Consider the following 15,673-nt stretch of genomic DNA (forward strand, 5'->3'; position numbering starts at 1 on the left):
CATGAGTTCGCAATCTACCTGCCTATGAAATGCTCGGGAAATGATCAAGAATCGAGGATAATGGGCTGGCGTTGACAGATTTTTTCATCGAGACGTAAACTAACGAAGGGAGGGAACGAAATGAAACAGAAATCGAAAGGGGCATATTGGCGAATGATTCGCCCGCATACCCTGACCGCAAGCTTTATTCCGGTCTTGCTCGGGACGTTCATCGTCCTCGATCAAACCGAACTCAAATGGGGACTTTTACTTGCCATGTTAGTGGCATCTGTCCTTATTCAAATCGCGACGAACTTATTTAACGAGTATTATGACTACAAGCGTGGTCTTGATCATGAGGGGTCCATCGGAATCGGAGGCTCCATCGTCCGTGATGGATTTACACCACAGCAAGTATTAGCGATTGCGCTCGGCATGTATACGATTGCGGCGCTACTCGGGCTCTACATTGCGGCATCCACAAGCTGGCATTTGCTTTGGATCGGCGCATTGTCTATGCTTGTCGGCTACTTATATACTGGAGGGCCGCTACCGATTGCTTATACGCCGTTTGGTGAAATTGTCGCTGGGCTATTCATGGGATATGTCATCATCGGGATTGCCGGCTTTATCCAAATCAATACGGTGACTACGGAGTTGCTACTCGTGTCGTTCCCGATGGCCTTATTGATAGGGGCAATCTTACTTGCGAATAACATCCGTGATTTAGATAACGATAAAGAGAATGGCCGAAAAACGATTGCGTGTCTGGTCGGTCATCGACGTGCGGTGTATGTATTGGCAGCGTTCTTTATCGCGGCATTAGTCGGCATCATCGTCGCCGTCATGTTTTATGGCGTCACTCCATGGGTCTTGCTGTCACTCTTAACGGTGCCGGTCATGATCCGGGCGATTCAACGGTTTTGGCAGAAGGCAGAACCGGCTGCGTTGATGCCTGCCATGGCGATGACAGCGAAAGTCAATACGCTGTTCGGAGCATGGATGGTCATCGGACTCATCGTTTCAAGATTTGTTTTGTAAAAAAAGAGGAGGCGTTAACGTGTCAGTCGTAAAAGAAATGCTTGCATTCAATAAACGTTTCGTAGAGGAGAAACAGTATGAACCGTTCGTATCTGATAAATTCCCAGATAAGAAAATTGTGATTTTGACGTGTATGGATACACGTTTGACAGAACTGTTACCTCAAGCGCTAGGACTTAAGAACGGAGACGCTAAAATCATTAAAAATGCGGGTGCGGTCTTGTCGCATCCATTCGGTTCGGCCATGCGATCGATTTTGGTCGCACTCTATGCGCTAGGAGCAGAAGAAGTTGTCGTTGTTGGACATTACGATTGTGGGATGGCGGCGATTGAACCGACTGTCGTCATCGAAGAGATGGAGCGTCGTGGAATCGACCCGCAAACGTTGAAGACGCTAAAGTCTTCAGGAATGGATTTGGAGCAGTGGCTACATGGATTTGATTCAGTTGAAGAGAACGTCGTTCATTCTGTTAACCTGATCAATAACCATCCACTGTTACCACCAGGAACGAATGTACACGGATTCGTGATTGACCCGGCGACGGGACGTCTTGATCCGATTGAAGCATAAGAAAGGAGCGCGTTCAGCTTGAACGTGCTCCTTTTGAATTATCCGTACGTATTCGTCGGGATGTCGTCATAGTTATCTTCGTCTTGCTTTTGTTTCGCTTTCTTTTTGTTCTTTTTGAAGTCGCGTTCGTATTCCTGTTCGCTCGGTGTCTTGAAGAAACGCATCCATGTCGCGTTGATTTCAGATCCGATTAAAATGATCATCCCGGTTAATTGTAACCAGAGCAACGTGACGATGATTCCTCCGAGTGACCCGTAAGTCGAGTCATAACTTCCGAAGTTTGAAACGTATAGGCTGAAACCGAATGAGACGATTTGCCAAGCGATGACACCGAAGATGGCACCGGGGATGGTACTTTTCCAAAAGACGTGCTGTTGTGGAGATACTTTATAAAAAATTGAAAGCGTCAAAATGAGGACAACCGTCGTAAGGACATATCGGAACACGTTGATCATCATTTCTTCGGCTCCGGTAATGTTGACGGGTAAATACTCAGTGACGAATGAAATGATTTGAGACCCGAACACGTTCGATAGAATCAGCAGTAGCATCCCGAGTCCAAGCAATATCGTCAATCCGAGTGCCAATCCTTTTTTGACGAAAAAGTTACGTTCATTGTCTTCACCATAAGCATGAAGTGACGTCGTGATCAGACGGTCTACCCCTTTTGAGGCGGACCAAATGGCCAAAATCGCACCGAGCGACAAGAGACCGCCTTGTGGTTCGCCAATCGCCTCGAAAATTCCCGTTAGAAACCCGGAAGCGGCGGACCCGGGTGCCAAATCGTTCAATTGATTTTGAAACGAATCTTGTGAGACATCAAAAAAGGACAAGAGCGCCAAAATAAAGATGATTCCAGGAAAAATGGATAAAAACCAAAAGAATGCGAGGGTAGCCCCGTAGTCTTGTACATCATGCTCTTGAAATCTTCGAAATAACTCTTTCCCAAATGAAAGCCAATTCTTTTTTTCCTTCACTTCTGTCATTGCCATTATAAAACCCTCCTAACTCGATCGTTAAAAAACGTTTCCCGATTTCGGCAGGGTGTACACCTGATTACTCCTCGGATAAGGTCAAATCGTAAAAACGTTCCTCATGTAAGGCGAGTTTTTCAGCAAGTGAAGGTGGACGAACGGGGAGATGAGGGAGTGCAGACCGTTTGATCCACATCGGTGTATACGATCCGTTAGTCTGTTCCTCTTGAAACTCTTCACCTGTTCCGGTCCCGAATTCGCCACCTGTCATCTTCGCCCAATAATAAGGATTTAACTCGTTATTGAATGCGACGTAGGCAGCGACACCTTCTAGTTCCACGTGAACACCGAGTTCTTCAAATGCTTCACGTACGGCCGTCTCTTCTGTTGTGTGCCCATATTCGACTCCGCCACCTGGGAAAACGTAATAGAGGACGTTTTCTTTTTCGCGACGGATCAAAGCCACTTCATCTCGATCATTCATTAAAATGATCGCGCTTCTTAATTTCGTTCGAACCAATGAGATCGTTCCTTTCGTTCCTGTGATTTTGCACAAAACGCATCGACGATTCGCCGATGCGTTCTATTTATTCTTGCGTAGGTTGTTCTAATGATGCGTACATCTCTTGCGTCAATCCGTTCTCATGAGAGGCGATGACTTTTCCTGCGACGCGCATGCCCAATCGAAGCGCCTCTTCAATCGAGTGTTGTTTCATGAGCTCCGAGATGACAGCGGAGAAGAAGGAGTCACCAGCTCCCGTGGAGTCGGCGACTTTCACTTTTGTCGTCGGGACGTGACCTTGTTCGTTCGTACGAAGGTCGACATATACAGCGCCAAGCTCACTCATCGTGACGATTGTGAGGGGAGCACCTTTCATGGCGAGTACTTCCGCGACGCGAAGGGCATCGTCCACTGTAACGATTGACATGTCGGACAAAATTTCCGCTTCTTCACGACTGCAGATGAATCCTGTGAATCCTTGAAGCAAATGACGGTTTCGTTCGATGACGGATAGATGGCCACAGACACCATAAAGCGGTAAATCCATTTCACGGCATAGTTCAATCGTCTCGTTCAAGACGTTGACCGATAAGTCTAAATCGATGGCGACCGCGTCGCTCTCTTCGAAGACCGTATCGATTTGACGTAAAATCGCTTCTTCCATACGGGCTTCGTCTGGTTGTTTCGAAATAGATGTTTGAAGATCACCGTTGTTGTCCATTACAGCGAGCCACATTCCCATACCATTATCGTCAAGCATGTCGACCCCATCGACGTTTACATTCAAGCAACGTAACTCTTCGAGGACACCGACACCGATTTGGTCGTTCGTGACGGTCGAGACGAAGCGGACATCGTTGCCGAGCACACCTAAGTTTTGAGCAACGTTTCGACCTGTTCCGCCATTGGAAAAAGTGATGTCGCCGACATTCTTCGCATCTTTGTGGAGCGGTGCGAAGGAAGTCCCTTTAATATCGACAAACACCTTGCCGATGACTGCAATCGTATTCATATCTTGTACCACCTTTAGTCAATCTTTCGATCTGTTTCAGTCTGTAGACACATTGTTTCAATTATAACGAAATCGACATATTGTTTCAATCATCGATTCCATTTTGTCGAATGGATCACTCCCACGATGACGTGAGGAGTCGGAGGCCGTTCAAAATAACCAAAATGGTTGAGCCTTCATGTCCTACAACCGCGAACGGCATGATGAGTAACTCAAAGATGTTCGTTGTAATCAAGACAAGAATCACACCGAGTGCAAAAACGACGTTCTGTAAGACGATTCGATTTAATTTGCGCGATTGACGAATGGCGTCACTCAATCGGACGAGGTCGTTTTTCATTAAGACGACATCTGCCGTTTCTAGTGCGGCATCCGTACCTTCGCCCATGGCAATCCCCACGTCGGCGGTCGCAAGGGCGGGGGCATCATTGATTCCGTCGCCAATCATCCCGATTGTTCCATATTCCTCTCGTAACACCTTGATTTGCGAAACCTTCTCTTCAGGCAAGCATTCGGCGATATAGCGTGTCAACCCAGCTTCGTTCGCAATAGCGCGAGCGGTTGCCTCGTTGTCTCCGGTAATCATGATGGTCGCAATCCCTAAGTCGTTCAGTCGCTTGATTGCTACCTTTGCCTCGGGTCGTAGCGTGTCACGTAAGGCGTAAGCACCGATTGTACGTGTCTCGTCACTGATGAAGACGAGTGTATGACCGGCCTCTTTCAATCGTTCGACATCATTCTTAAAGAAATCACCGCTTCGGTCAGCGAACTTCTGTTTTCCTACCCGATACGTCGTCCCGTCAATCGTTGCTTCAATTCCGGAGCCTGTGATGTCTTTGAAGTGTGTCATTTCCCCGCTATGTTTTCCGGTGTAGGAAACGAGCGCTTCAGCAAGTGGATGCATCGAATGCTCTTCAATCAAACTGACAATTCGGTTGACGTCCTCTTCTTCTAATGAAGGTGAGATGAGCGCTTCTTGCACAATCGGTTTCCCAATTGTGAGTGTCCCGGTCTTGTCAAAGGCGATTGCTTTTAGACGTCCCATGTTCTCGATATGAGCACCGCCTTTAAAGAGAATCCCGTGTTTTGCAGAAGAGGCGATGGCAGCCAGCGCGGCCGGTGTGATGGCGGCGACGAGTGCGCAAGGGGAGGCGCCAACGAGAAGGATCATGCCGCGATAGATGCTCGTTTCAAGAGACCACGACGTGACGAACGGTCCGAGAATGATGATGGCCGCAACAGAGAAGAGCACGATTTGAACATAACGTCCTTCATATCGATCGATGAACTGTGCAGACGGTGATTTCTCTTCTTGTGCTTGTTGGACCATTTGAATGATCTTTTGGAACAGTGTTTCCGTCGCAAGTTTTGTCACTTCGATCGTCAATACCCCGTTCAAGTTGACACTCGATCCGAACACGTCATCACCGACTTGACGATCGACAGGGACGGATTCGCCTGTGATGGCGGCTTCTTCTACGGATGCGTTGCCTTTTACAATTTTTCCATCGACCGGAATGCGTTCACCAGGACGTACATAAATCCGATCTCCGACACGAAGGTCGTCGATATGAACAACTTCGAGTTCATCAGTGTCTGTTAGACGAGTCGCCTGTTCCGGCTGTAATTCCATTAACGATTCGAGGGCACGTTCATTTTTGTTCATCGTATACGTCTCGAGTGCCCCGGATAAAGCAAAGATGAAGATGAGGATTGCCCCTTCCATCCAGTACCCAATCGAAGCGGCACCGATGGCGGCGATAATCATGAGAAGCTCTACATTTAGCGATTTCGTCTCAATCGTATCCGAAATCCCTTCTTTCGCTTTTGCGTATCCTCCGATAAAAAAGGCGGATAAGTAAAGTATGACATGAATCCAAGGCGCTCCGCCTTGTGTTTCGGCGATATAAGCGAGTACAATCAATACACCGCTAATGAGCGCCATGATCAATTCAATATGTTCGTACCAGCTAGCCCGTTTGAAAACGTGGCTTTTTTCGTGCGTGACCGATTGGACGTTCATCGATAATCCCTTCTTTCTAATTGAGAATAAATCTCGATTAAATGATAATGACTGATGATGATTATCATCTTCAATTAGCTTAAAATAAAGAATTTATAGAAGTTTAATCTGAATCCTTTATTTATAATTATTATTATTTTCTAGGTTTATCTTAACACGCTTATCAGTGACTCACAAATAAAAAGATTAAGGAGTTTTTGTGTCATGCAAAATATATTTGAACGCCCTTGGACGGTGGCGTTATTGGCGATTTTCAATACGTTGTTATGGGGGAGTGCGTTCCCATTCATCAAGTTGAGTTATGAGAAACTTGATATCCAATCGAATGAGTATGGGCAACAACTATTGTTCGCTGGCGAGCGCTTTTTACTCGCAGGGATTCTATTGCTCATCATCAGTCAGACCGTTTTGAAACGGTCTGTCCGATTGACCCGTGAAAAGGTAAAGGCGTATGCGCATCTCGGTTTGTTTTTGACGTTTCTACAATACTTGTTCTTCTATATCGGACTGTCCATTTCGACCGGGGTCCAGGGATCAATCATTGCTGGTTCTACATCGTTTTTCCAAATGGCCCTCGCTCATTTCCGATATGAAGACGACAAATTGAATCGATTGAAGGGGTTTGCTTTAACGTTTGGTTTTTCTGGAATCGTCATCGCGAACTGGCCGGCGACCGGATCTGAAGTTGGTTTTGGGTTAGGAGAGATTTTACTCATCTTGGCGATGGTATCCGGAGCGTTCGGGAACTTGATTGCGAAGGACTACTCGAAGACATATGATGTTGCCCCGATGACGGCTTGGGCGATGGTGATCGGTTCAGTTGGGTTACTGCTGATTGGCTATCTATTAGACCCGAATGGTGTTTCCATGCCGTACACCGCACAGACGATTGCGTTCCTGTTTTACTTGGCGATGTTGTCAGCGATCGGATTTACATTGTGGAACACATTGATGAAATACAATCCGGTCAGTCGAATTTCACTCTATATCTTTTTAGTGCCCTTATTTGGTGTCATGTTGTCAGGGATTTTACTCGGTGAAACGATTCCGTGGAATGCGGTGGTCGGACTCGGATTCGTTATTGTCGGCATTTATTTATCTACGTATTTTCAAGGTCGCCGTACAAAAAAACAAACGGATGTCATTTGAAATAGAGACAGAGTTGACGGAATTGAAATCCCGTGACAAAATATATTAAAAATTCTGAATTTTAAAGTTCGAAAAATCGGTCTTCGTTTGTAAAGACTTGCGTGCGCAATCATTCAAAGGGAGGAGGAGAAACAATGACTAGAAATCGAATCGTTCGAAACATTCTCATCTCACGTCAGCCGAAAGATGAGTACGTCAAGTACGTGATGAAGTGCGTGAGTCAAAGTTTAAAAGAACGTCACGGTCCAGTGGCGACCCGCGCCACAAGACAAGGTGATGATATTCAGACGAGATGGCAGTTCGATGACCGTGTCGTAGAAGTGACGCTAAAATCCGATGTACTCGCTTCGCTAGACACTGAACCATTCGCGCTAGACGAAGTGTTCATCCGAGCTTTGCAGTTAAACGATGATGAAATGGAACGAGTAGTGGAATAAAACAGAGGCAGGTGGTTCATGGGAACCATCTGCCTCTGTTTATAAGTCGATTGGTTTAGCGGTCGACGTGAAGAGTCGTAGCGCTAGAATACCGAGAATGACGGCATACATAAAGAAATAGACCTCTTTCGGTAAAGACAACCAGAAGGCACCGATCATCGGACCTGAGATCGAGCCGATGCTGAATGAAATACTGTAGAGCATGTTTCCCGTCGGCAGTAACGAACGGGGAAGCACCTCTGTCATATGCGCCAAACCGAGTGAATAAGTCGATCCTAGCCCGGCGCCGGCAAGTGCGAATAGGAAGAGTAGACCGACATAGGAATCGACAACAAGATTCGCCAAAGTGAATACGAGGGTACCAAACGTCAGCACGATTTGTAAGATCCGCTTCTTACCGTACAAGTCTGCGAGGCGACCAAGAGGAAGCTGAACGACAATCGACATGACGATGAACGTCGTGATGAGTGTGCTCGTTTCCGTCAAACTCATCCCATTCCGAGACGTAAAAATGGGAAAGTTGGCATTTAAGCTCGCTTCGAGAAACCCATATGTAAAGGCAGGGAGAAGCGTGTATCCCGCACCGACGAGAATCAGGCGAATTCGTCCTTTCGAGTCGGTCTTCACTTTTTCGACCTCGGGAAACTCGTTCTCGACTTTAAAGACGAGCATCAACGAAGCGAGACAGAAGAAGACGATAATGAGGAACGGTAACCAAAACCATAGGTCGACGAGTGGTGCGATCAATGGACCGATGGCAAAACCGAGACTGAAAGACATTCCATAATACGCCATCGCTCGACCGAGACTGCTCTTTTCACTTGCTGAGGTCACCCATACTTGTGACCCGTAGTGTAGAGCCGAGTCACCGAATCCGATGAAGAAGCGCATCATCGCCCAAACGAGTAAGGACGGCCAAATCGGTAAAGCGAAGGTCGCGACAGCCGTCAATACGATACCGAGGACGATGGTCGGTCGGAATCCATATTTACGGACGAATCGCTCCAAGAGAGGCGCAGAGACGATCACACCGACGTAAAGCATCGTCGCGTTCAGTCCGTTCACCCAGGCCGGGGCCCCATCCCGTTCAATCAACGTGGATAAGAGTGGGATGAGCGCACCTTGAATCAAACCGGAAATAAAGACAATCAATAGTAAAATCATAAAACGAAAACGGAGCATAGGTTCACCTCATGAAGTCAAAGTAAAAAGCCGAGAAGGGTCTCAGCTTTTCGTGTCGTCAATCGGTTGTGGAGAGTGATTCAAATGCATCAATTCATCATCCCAACTGCCTTGACTAAACATTTCATCATGCTCTACTTTGTCTGAAACGAATGCGGCTGTCAATAAGATGCTCAGTACTCCGCCAAAAATAATGATGGCCATCACGGTAATCATGAGGATATAAATCGCAGTCATCTACACGCACCTCGATTCATTTAATATACAGAACATTTCCCGAATCGAAATGTTTAAAACGATGTAGCTTTACGAGATTGGAAATCGACCGTCGGATAATATGCTTGTTTAACGAGTGCGTTCGGCCCGAGACACTTCACGGCAGGGCAGTGACAAGAGAGTGTAGCGTTCAATTGGCTGTTCGTCCACTTATCATACGCCTCTTGGAATGGTGTGTCATAGACGGTGCCGAGTGAACCGAGTTCATCACCGAAATCGGTCACGATGATCTGTCCGTCAAAGATATTCGTGTTGAGGCGGGAGCGGCCATCTGGGTCGTTTCGAACGGTCACGTTTTTTGTTTCATGAAGTCGCTTCAACAGAGCACGGTCTTCAGGTAGGTCAGAACATGCATAGAATGGCAACGTTCCGAACAACATCCATACGTTCTCGTCACGGATATCGAGTAAGTCATGGATGGCTTGTCGCGTATCAGCGAGCGATGCTGATTCGAGAGCGCTAGCAAAGTCTGCGGGGTACATAGAATCTCCATGATCTTGCGACTCTGAAAAGGCACTTTTAGCAAACCCTGAATCATACATAGGGTGGATTTCGTGCCTTGTACAGCCCATTTCCTCTACAACTTGCTTATGGATTTTTGCAAGGTGAGGAATGGTTCTCTTGTTCAGCATTGTCTCAGCAGATACCATAACTCCCATTTCAGATAAGACTTTAGAGTTGCTTATCATTCTATGGAACAATGCCTCTCGCTGTTCTCTAGATGGCTTTCTGTCCATTACAGCAAAACCTACATCAACAAATTCATCAACAGTTGTCCAGTTGTGAGAAATATGTAGTACATCAAGGTAAGGAGCAATCATCTTATATCTCTCAATGTCTAAAGTTAGGTTACTGTTGATCTGAGTGTATATACCTCTCTCATGAGCATACTTTAATAGAGGCAGTACATAGTTTCTCACAAGTTTCGTATTAAGCATTGGCTCTCCACCTGTGATGCTAATTGTTCTTAGTGTCTCCACCTCATCTAATTTTTTTAGCATAAACTCTAATGGTATTGGATCAGGGTCTTTAAGTGCTAGGTTATACCCTACAGCACAGTGAGCGCATCTCATATTACATAAGTTGGTAGTGGTAAATTCGATGCTTGAAAGAACAGGTTTTCCATGTTTTACAACATCTATGTAAGCCTCCCATGCATCAGTTTTAGGAGTCTGCCTAACCTTGATATTACTATTCATTTGTATATCTCCTCTCATAAATCAGCACTTGACTATTATGCAGGTTGTTTAAAAATCATGTCAACGTCAGGAAGTCTTTTTATCTCATTGAATGTAAAACATCTTGCAACCACAAAAAAGGTTGTTATAATGAAATTAATATTATGTATTACAGTATACTGTAATACAATTAATTATATGTCGGTAGTTTGTTAACAATTTTTTGGGGAGAGGTAATGTACATGGTGACCACTCAGAAAAAGTTAGTCGCTATCTATGTAAGGAAATCACGGCTGAAAGACTCAGAGGCGTTAGAAATTGATAGACAGGTAAAGTTGTTAATTGATTATGCTGATGTTAACAACATGGATTATGAAATTTTCTCTGAGGAGGGTAGCTCAGAAGATTGGGAAGGTAGACCTGAGTTACAAAGGATGTTGATGGCTCTAAAACGTAACATCTATGATGGCGTTCTTGTCACTGACCAAGACAGATTGACAAGAGATCACACTGACTTTGGTTTGTTTGTTCGATTCATGAGAAATGAGGGGCTACAGCTCTATACCCTCAATAAAACGTATAACTTTATGAATGATGATGACATTTTCACCTCAGGTATCCAATCAGAAATGGATAACCATTTCATGAGGATGACTAAAAGAAAATTGAAAAGAGGCAGAATCCAAGCCCTCAAGAAAGGTGTATTCTTTGGCAATCCTCCTTATGGATATACTAAGGATGAGTTTAAGCATCTTATGCCCCATCCTGTAGAGTCAGAAGTTGTGCAAGAAATGTTTGATATGTATGTTATTCAAAAATTGAATCAGGCTGAGATAGCTGAAGCCTTAGCTATGAAAGGAGTTTTTACAAGGACAGGTGCTTTGTTTACTAACAGAACCATCAGCCACATCCTATCAAACATTGCTTATAGAGGAGTTGTACAATATTCTCTGCAAGGGGAGGACTCTATTATAGTAGAGGAGGCGCATCCTGCATTAGTGACTGCTGAGGTTTTCACTCAAGCCCAAATCATCAGAAGTGAGAGAAGGGCAGTCCCTCAAGGTATTCAAAGAGGCGTATACCCTTTATCTAAGTTACTTGTCTGTCCTAAATGTGGTCAAACGCTCTCATTCAGTAAACACTATGGCTCTTACAAAGGTAAAAAGACATTGGATAAGGATGAGTTAGTGTTGTATGTGCTAAATTGCCATTCGTCAAAGAGTCCTGCTCGTAAACTACAGACCAAGCACTTACCAAGATGCACTAACAATGGGATAAAGGCTGATAGGGTTTTATCTCTTATTATGGATGATTTGAAAAGTAAGTTGGCTGACATTGATACTGAGATTGAGGGAATTATTTCAGTGGATAGCTCCTTTATCAGTGAAGTAGCTAAGAAACAGCAGGAGCTTACCCTAAGATACAATCAGCTAGAGTCTCAGAAGAAGAAGGTTCAAGATGGATTCAAAATGGGCATCTATGAGGCTGATGAGGCGACTGCTGAGATAAAATCCATTAAAGAGACTCAGATGAAAGTAGAGTTGGAGTTGAAAAACCTTGATGGGGCAGATGCCAAATCTGAGGTTGACAGAAAACGAAAGCTCAAAGTTAAGGTTGAGCAGTTGTTGAATATGGATGAGCCACTTGAGCCTGTTAAATCGAACAGACTACTCAGAGAGGTTATTGATAGAGTATATTATTGGAAAGAGAAAAACGATATTGGGGAAGAGAGACCATTTGAGTTGCAGATTATCTATAAATGAGCCAAGGAGGCTAGAAAGCCTATCAGACTGTAGACAAAACGCTCGTTTCATTTCGTCTGAAACGGGCGTTTTGTCTACAGTCTGATAAATACTCTCAAGTATTTTTGTTATTGAAGGTTGTTTGACTTCAATAAATTCTCTCTATACATTTCTTTTAATTCAATAGGCATTTCTCTATCAGCAATCCACTCATTAGATTGTTCTTCGTACTTATCATGAATATCTTTAGGCAGTCTGATTTCAAACAATTGATCAAATGATGTAAGGCGCAAAGCCACCATAATTGCTAAGATTTGAGCCTTATTGAAGCTGATTCCTTTACCATTTGAAATTTCTGAAATAGTTCCTATTCGCATACCTGTCATCATTGCTAAGTCTTTTTGGGTGATATTTCTTTCCTTCAACAAATCATCTAATTTGATGACTATTTCTGCCTCACCTAATTCTCTTGCTGTCCCAACAACAATATCATTCATCAGCTTATGTGAAACATCCAACATACTGGCCACTTTCATTTTCTTCATCAAAGTTACCTCCTAAATTTTGATGGATATGTAAGTATCATCGTCACTTTTTTGTAGAGCATTCGTCCATTTATAAACTCTACTCTCATTAAGTTGCGCTAACTCTGGCTCAACTGAATATTACAGTAAACTGTCACACAGTAAAACAAAATTCTAATTATAGGTGTGTAAAAATCCACACGTTTTAATTAGGAAAAACAGTTTTGAAAACAAGAGTAACACCTAATAAACAGCTTGAAATGGACATTTTGGGAGAAATGAAATTAGGTAAAAACACTGTTGCTAACCTTAGAGTATTGCTCTCAGCTACCTTACAAGTTGCATACTTCTATCTACTATGGGGGGATAAGGTGAAGATGCTTTTGTAATTAAGACTCTTGAGAACAAATGGCCCGTAGCGCGTTAATCACTTAGGCCATGATTCGGTTCGTCGTGATTCCTCTTCTTGAACCCAGGCTTTCGATTTTTTTACCACTGCATTCCCAATCTAAAGGAACTCAATCCATTCCTTAAGCTTCTCGACCTCCGTCATCTCTTTGGACTCCTGCTTCTTCCGTTTCGGCATCGGTGCCCCAGTTATGCGAAATGTGCAAAACGTCCAAGTAAGGGGTAATAAGATGATAGCGAGATAACGGTAGCGTCAAGTTCGAGTTGATTTGCGTACGCGCACCACGTTCTTTCGCATAACGTAACAATGGAACGACATAGTTGCGGACCGATTTCATAGACAGCATTGGTTCACCGCCTGTGATGGAGAAGGCACGCAAATGTTCGATCTCATCCAGTCGTTGAATCAACAAGTCGACCGTGTTCGACTTGGTCGAGATAGGCTTCCCAAGGGTCGAAAGTTGGGGAGATGTTTTGCATGTGGATTCCACCTTTTCATCAAGTTACACGAAATAGTATGCTATAATAGCAACTCTTTGTCACGAACCAAAGGAGCGATTACAAGATGGGTAAATCACGAACAGATACTGCCGGAAAGATGAACGTCCTAAAATCGAGAACGGAATTACTCTGTCTATCGGTCAATACGCTAGACGAGCATACGACACCTGAAGATTTACATCGCCTGTTAGCCGACATTGATTCGTTGCGCGCTAAAGTAGTGCGTTACGCCAAAGACCTAGAACAATCGTCTCGAAAGGATGAATCAGATTGAAATTAATTACAGGAGATTTTAAAGATGTCACGGTCGAACGACTTGGCATTAATGGAGAAGGCATTGCGACACTTAATCGCATGGTCATCTTCATTCCGAACTTATTGCCGGGAGAACGAGCCAAAGTCGAAATCACGCGTGTGGAAAAAAACTATGCGGAAGCGCGTGTCGTCAAACGAGATAACGACTCGAAAGACCGCGTCAAAGCACCTTGTCCGATTTACGATGAGTGCGGGGGCTGCCAAATCCAACATATGAGTTCACGTCTGCAGATGGAGTATAAGGAAGAAATCGTTCGAAACGCCTTCCGTCAAAAGACGAAACTAAACGTGGACAAATCGGATATCCGTCCAACAATCGGAATGGAAGATCCATGGTATTACCGGAACAAGTCACAATTCCCACTCGGCACGCGTCGCGGTGAGATCGTATCAGGTCTCTACAAACCGAACTCGAACCATCTCGTGCCGATCGAGCACTGTATGGTCCAACAACGGGATACGACGAACATCAACAATGCGATTGTCCGTATTTTAAACGAACTTGATATTCCCGTCTACGATGCACGTCGCGACACGGGGTACGCGCGTACAATCGTCGTCCGTTCGGGGTATAACACGAACGATGTTCAAGTCGTTTTGGTCGTCGGACATGAAGATGTCCCTGATTTAGATGAATTGAGCGACCGCATCATGGAATTGCCGAATGTTGTGTCGTTCCATATCAATATCAATGCAAACCGTTCGGGTGTTATTTTCGGTTATCGGACAGTTCACATCGCCGGTCAGGAGAAAATGGATGAACAATTAGACGACGTGCATTATCACTTATCACCACGCGCATTCTTCCAGTTGAATCCGGCACAGACAGAAAAAATGTACCGTGAAGTGGTCGAGGCCGCAGGATTGACAGGTGAAGAACGTGTGATCGATGCGTATGCAGGAGTAGGGTCGATCGGACTTTGGTTAGCCCCATATGCGAAAGAAATCCGTGGAATGGAAGTCGTGCCGGAAGCGGTCGAAGATGCCAATGACCATATGCGTGAAAATGGCTATAACCATGTCACATACGTCGAAGGGCGTGCCGAGCATTGGATTCCACGTTGGGTAAAAGATGGATGGATCCCAGACGTCATCGTAGTCGACCCGCCACGCACAGGGATGGACCATCAATTGATCAATTCCATCATCTCTTCTAAAACGAAGCGAATCGTTTACGTGTCATGTAACCCGCAGACGCTCGCACGTGACGCCGACCAGTTGATGAAAGCGGGATACAAAGTGAATTACGTACAGCCGTATGATATGTTCCCACAGACATCTCATGTCGAGTCGGTCGTCGTATTCGAGAAAAAGAAAAAGAAAAAATATTGACGAGACCGTGAAAAGGCTTGTCACGTAAGCGTTTTCACGATATAGTTCAGATGTCAGACTTCTTTTCAAATATAGAAGTGGAGGAACATCCTATGATCTCACAAGAACGCGTACAAGAACTCGTCCATAAAGCCATCGAAGCGCGCAAACGCGCCTATACACCGTATTCAAAGTTTAAAGTAGGAGCTGTCGTCATCGATACATCAGGAAATGAAATTACCGGGTGTAACGTGGAGAACGCCTCGTACGGACTATCGATGTGTGCCGAACGCACAGCCATTTTTAAAGCCGTGTCAGAAGGTAGTGACGCGATTGAAACGGTCGTCGTCGTCGGTGACACAGAAGGCCCGATTTCACCATGCGGTGCGTGCCGCCAAGTGATCGCTGAATTCGCTGGTGAAGACTTCACGTTGATTCTTGCAAACTTGAACGGTGATACGAAAGTGATGACGAAAGAAGAGATGTTGCCTTACGGATTTTCACCGAAGGATTTAACATAACAAGCTGCGGACAAACGTCCGCAGCTT

16 protein-coding genes and 1 pseudogene are annotated in these 15,673 nt (G+C 44.9%); 8 read left to right on the plus strand and 9 right to left on the minus strand.

Annotated elements, in window-relative coordinates; genetic code table 11:
- Positions 1-120: 120 nt before the first annotated feature.
- Both BV910_RS03480 and BV910_RS03485 read left to right on the plus strand, forming a co-directional pair.
- Positions 121-1,020 (plus strand): 1,4-dihydroxy-2-naphthoate polyprenyltransferase, encoded by a 900-nt coding sequence (locus BV910_RS03480; protein ID WP_078146363.1) that lies wholly within the window; start codon positions 121-123, stop codon positions 1,018-1,020.
- Between the two features lie 19 nt (positions 1,021-1,039).
- Complete coding sequence (locus tag BV910_RS03485) at positions 1,040-1,591, plus strand: beta-class carbonic anhydrase (RefSeq protein WP_078146364.1); 552 nt, start codon at positions 1,040-1,042, stop codon at positions 1,589-1,591.
- Between the two features lie 38 nt (positions 1,592-1,629).
- On the opposite strand, the gene BV910_RS03490 is transcribed toward BV910_RS03485, so the two are convergent.
- From BV910_RS03490 to BV910_RS03505, 4 genes are all read right to left on the minus strand, one after another.
- On the minus strand, positions 1,630-2,583 hold the full coding sequence (locus BV910_RS03490; protein WP_078146365.1) for a YihY/virulence factor BrkB family protein: 954 nt from the start codon (positions 2,581-2,583) through the stop codon (positions 1,630-1,632).
- Between the two features lie 64 nt (positions 2,584-2,647).
- On the minus strand, positions 2,648-3,085 hold the full coding sequence (locus tag BV910_RS03495; RefSeq protein WP_078146366.1) for an NUDIX domain-containing protein: 438 nt from the start codon (positions 3,083-3,085) through the stop codon (positions 2,648-2,650).
- 67 nt (positions 3,086-3,152) lie between these two features.
- Positions 3,153-4,079, minus strand: a complete 927-nt coding sequence (locus BV910_RS03500) for a carbohydrate kinase family protein (RefSeq protein ID WP_015880860.1) — start codon at positions 4,077-4,079, stop codon at positions 3,153-3,155.
- Positions 4,080-4,194: 115 nt separating this feature from the next.
- On the minus strand, positions 4,195-6,102 hold the full coding sequence (locus BV910_RS03505) for a heavy metal translocating P-type ATPase (protein WP_078146367.1): 1,908 nt from the start codon (positions 6,100-6,102) through the stop codon (positions 4,195-4,197).
- A gap of 204 nt (positions 6,103-6,306) precedes the next feature.
- Between BV910_RS03505 and BV910_RS03510 the strand changes: the two genes are divergently transcribed.
- Together BV910_RS03510 and BV910_RS03515 are read left to right on the plus strand one after the other, a co-directional pair.
- On the plus strand, positions 6,307-7,251 hold the full coding sequence (locus BV910_RS03510) for a DMT family transporter (RefSeq protein ID WP_078146368.1): 945 nt from the start codon (positions 6,307-6,309) through the stop codon (positions 7,249-7,251).
- 134 nt (positions 7,252-7,385) lie between these two features.
- Positions 7,386-7,688: a hypothetical protein gene (locus BV910_RS03515; RefSeq protein ID WP_031421094.1), complete on the plus strand. Its 303-nt coding sequence runs from the start codon at positions 7,386-7,388 to the stop codon at positions 7,686-7,688.
- A gap of 39 nt (positions 7,689-7,727) precedes the next feature.
- Here the strand turns inward: BV910_RS03515 and BV910_RS03520 are convergent, their stop codons facing one another.
- The 3 genes from BV910_RS03520 to yfkAB are packed head-to-tail and all read right to left on the minus strand — an operon-like array spanning position 7,728 to position 10,345.
- Positions 7,728-8,870, minus strand: coding sequence for an MFS transporter (locus tag BV910_RS03520; RefSeq protein ID WP_078146369.1), 1,143 nt, complete (start codon positions 8,868-8,870; stop codon positions 7,728-7,730).
- 42 nt (positions 8,871-8,912) lie between these two features.
- Positions 8,913-9,107 (minus strand): hypothetical protein, encoded by a 195-nt coding sequence (locus tag BV910_RS03525; RefSeq protein WP_078146370.1) that lies wholly within the window; start codon positions 9,105-9,107, stop codon positions 8,913-8,915.
- 53 nt (positions 9,108-9,160) lie between these two features.
- Positions 9,161-10,345: a radical SAM/CxCxxxxC motif protein YfkAB gene (gene yfkAB, locus BV910_RS03530; RefSeq protein ID WP_078146371.1), complete on the minus strand. Its 1,185-nt coding sequence runs from the start codon at positions 10,343-10,345 to the stop codon at positions 9,161-9,163.
- 221 nt (positions 10,346-10,566) lie between these two features.
- Between yfkAB and BV910_RS03535 the strand changes: the two genes are divergently transcribed.
- Positions 10,567-12,087 (plus strand): recombinase family protein, encoded by a 1,521-nt coding sequence (locus BV910_RS03535; protein ID WP_078147893.1) that lies wholly within the window; start codon positions 10,567-10,569, stop codon positions 12,085-12,087.
- A 107-nt stretch (positions 12,088-12,194) separates the two neighbouring features.
- On the opposite strand, the gene BV910_RS03540 is transcribed toward BV910_RS03535, so the two are convergent.
- On the minus strand, positions 12,195-12,611 hold the full coding sequence (locus BV910_RS03540) for a helix-turn-helix domain-containing protein (protein ID WP_078146372.1): 417 nt from the start codon (positions 12,609-12,611) through the stop codon (positions 12,195-12,197).
- A gap of 542 nt (positions 12,612-13,153) precedes the next feature.
- A pseudogene (locus tag BV910_RS03545) lies at positions 13,154-13,478 on the minus strand (radical SAM/CxCxxxxC motif protein YfkAB); the annotation flags it as partial.
- An 85-nt stretch (positions 13,479-13,563) separates the two neighbouring features.
- Between BV910_RS03545 and BV910_RS03550 the strand changes: the two are divergent.
- The 3 genes from BV910_RS03550 (at position 13,564) to BV910_RS03560 (ending at position 15,646) form a co-directional block, all read left to right on the plus strand.
- Positions 13,564-13,773 (plus strand): hypothetical protein, encoded by a 210-nt coding sequence (locus tag BV910_RS03550; RefSeq protein ID WP_015880867.1) that lies wholly within the window; start codon positions 13,564-13,566, stop codon positions 13,771-13,773.
- Positions 13,770-15,146 (plus strand): 23S rRNA (uracil(1939)-C(5))-methyltransferase RlmD, encoded by a 1,377-nt coding sequence (rlmD, locus tag BV910_RS03555; RefSeq protein ID WP_074037716.1) that lies wholly within the window; start codon positions 13,770-13,772, stop codon positions 15,144-15,146. The genes BV910_RS03550 and rlmD overlap by 4 nt, the downstream gene beginning before the upstream one ends.
- Before the next feature lie 92 nt (positions 15,147-15,238).
- Complete coding sequence (locus tag BV910_RS03560) at positions 15,239-15,646, plus strand: cytidine deaminase (protein ID WP_078146373.1); 408 nt, start codon at positions 15,239-15,241, stop codon at positions 15,644-15,646.
- Positions 15,647-15,673 lie beyond the last annotated feature (27 nt).

The sequence above is a fragment of the Exiguobacterium sp. HVEsp1 genome, assembly GCF_002009685.1.
Classification (GTDB): domain Bacteria; phylum Bacillota; class Bacilli; order Exiguobacteriales; family Exiguobacteriaceae; genus Exiguobacterium; species Exiguobacterium profundum.

What these genes read in the sequence shown, in the direction of transcription:
- BV910_RS03480 (WP_078146363.1), top strand. Translation starts at nt 121, where the DNA reads ATGAAACAGAAATCGAAAGGGGCATATTGGCGAATGATTCGCCCGCAT.
- BV910_RS03490 (WP_078146365.1), bottom strand. Translation starts at nt 2,583, where the DNA reads ATGGCAATGACAGAAGTGAAGGAAAAAAAGAATTGGCTTTCATTTGGG.
- BV910_RS03500 (WP_015880860.1), bottom strand. Translation starts at nt 4,079, where the DNA reads ATGAATACGATTGCAGTCATCGGCAAGGTGTTTGTCGATATTAAAGGG.
- BV910_RS03505 (WP_078146367.1), bottom strand. Translation starts at nt 6,102, where the DNA reads ATGAACGTCCAATCGGTCACGCACGAAAAAAGCCACGTTTTCAAACGG.
- BV910_RS03510 (WP_078146368.1), top strand. Translation starts at nt 6,307, where the DNA reads ATGCAAAATATATTTGAACGCCCTTGGACGGTGGCGTTATTGGCGATT.
- BV910_RS03515 (WP_031421094.1), top strand. Translation starts at nt 7,386, where the DNA reads ATGACTAGAAATCGAATCGTTCGAAACATTCTCATCTCACGTCAGCCG.
- BV910_RS03520 (WP_078146369.1), bottom strand. Translation starts at nt 8,870, where the DNA reads ATGCTCCGTTTTCGTTTTATGATTTTACTATTGATTGTCTTTATTTCC.
- BV910_RS03525 (WP_078146370.1), bottom strand. Translation starts at nt 9,107, where the DNA reads ATGACTGCGATTTATATCCTCATGATTACCGTGATGGCCATCATTATT.
- yfkAB (WP_078146371.1), bottom strand. Translation starts at nt 10,345, where the DNA reads ATGAATAGTAATATCAAGGTTAGGCAGACTCCTAAAACTGATGCATGG.
- BV910_RS03535 (WP_078147893.1), top strand. Translation starts at nt 10,567, where the DNA reads ATGGTGACCACTCAGAAAAAGTTAGTCGCTATCTATGTAAGGAAATCA.
- BV910_RS03540 (WP_078146372.1), bottom strand. Translation starts at nt 12,611, where the DNA reads ATGAAGAAAATGAAAGTGGCCAGTATGTTGGATGTTTCACATAAGCTG.
- BV910_RS03550 (WP_015880867.1), top strand. Translation starts at nt 13,564, where the DNA reads ATGGGTAAATCACGAACAGATACTGCCGGAAAGATGAACGTCCTAAAA.
- BV910_RS03560 (WP_078146373.1), top strand. Translation starts at nt 15,239, where the DNA reads ATGATCTCACAAGAACGCGTACAAGAACTCGTCCATAAAGCCATCGAA.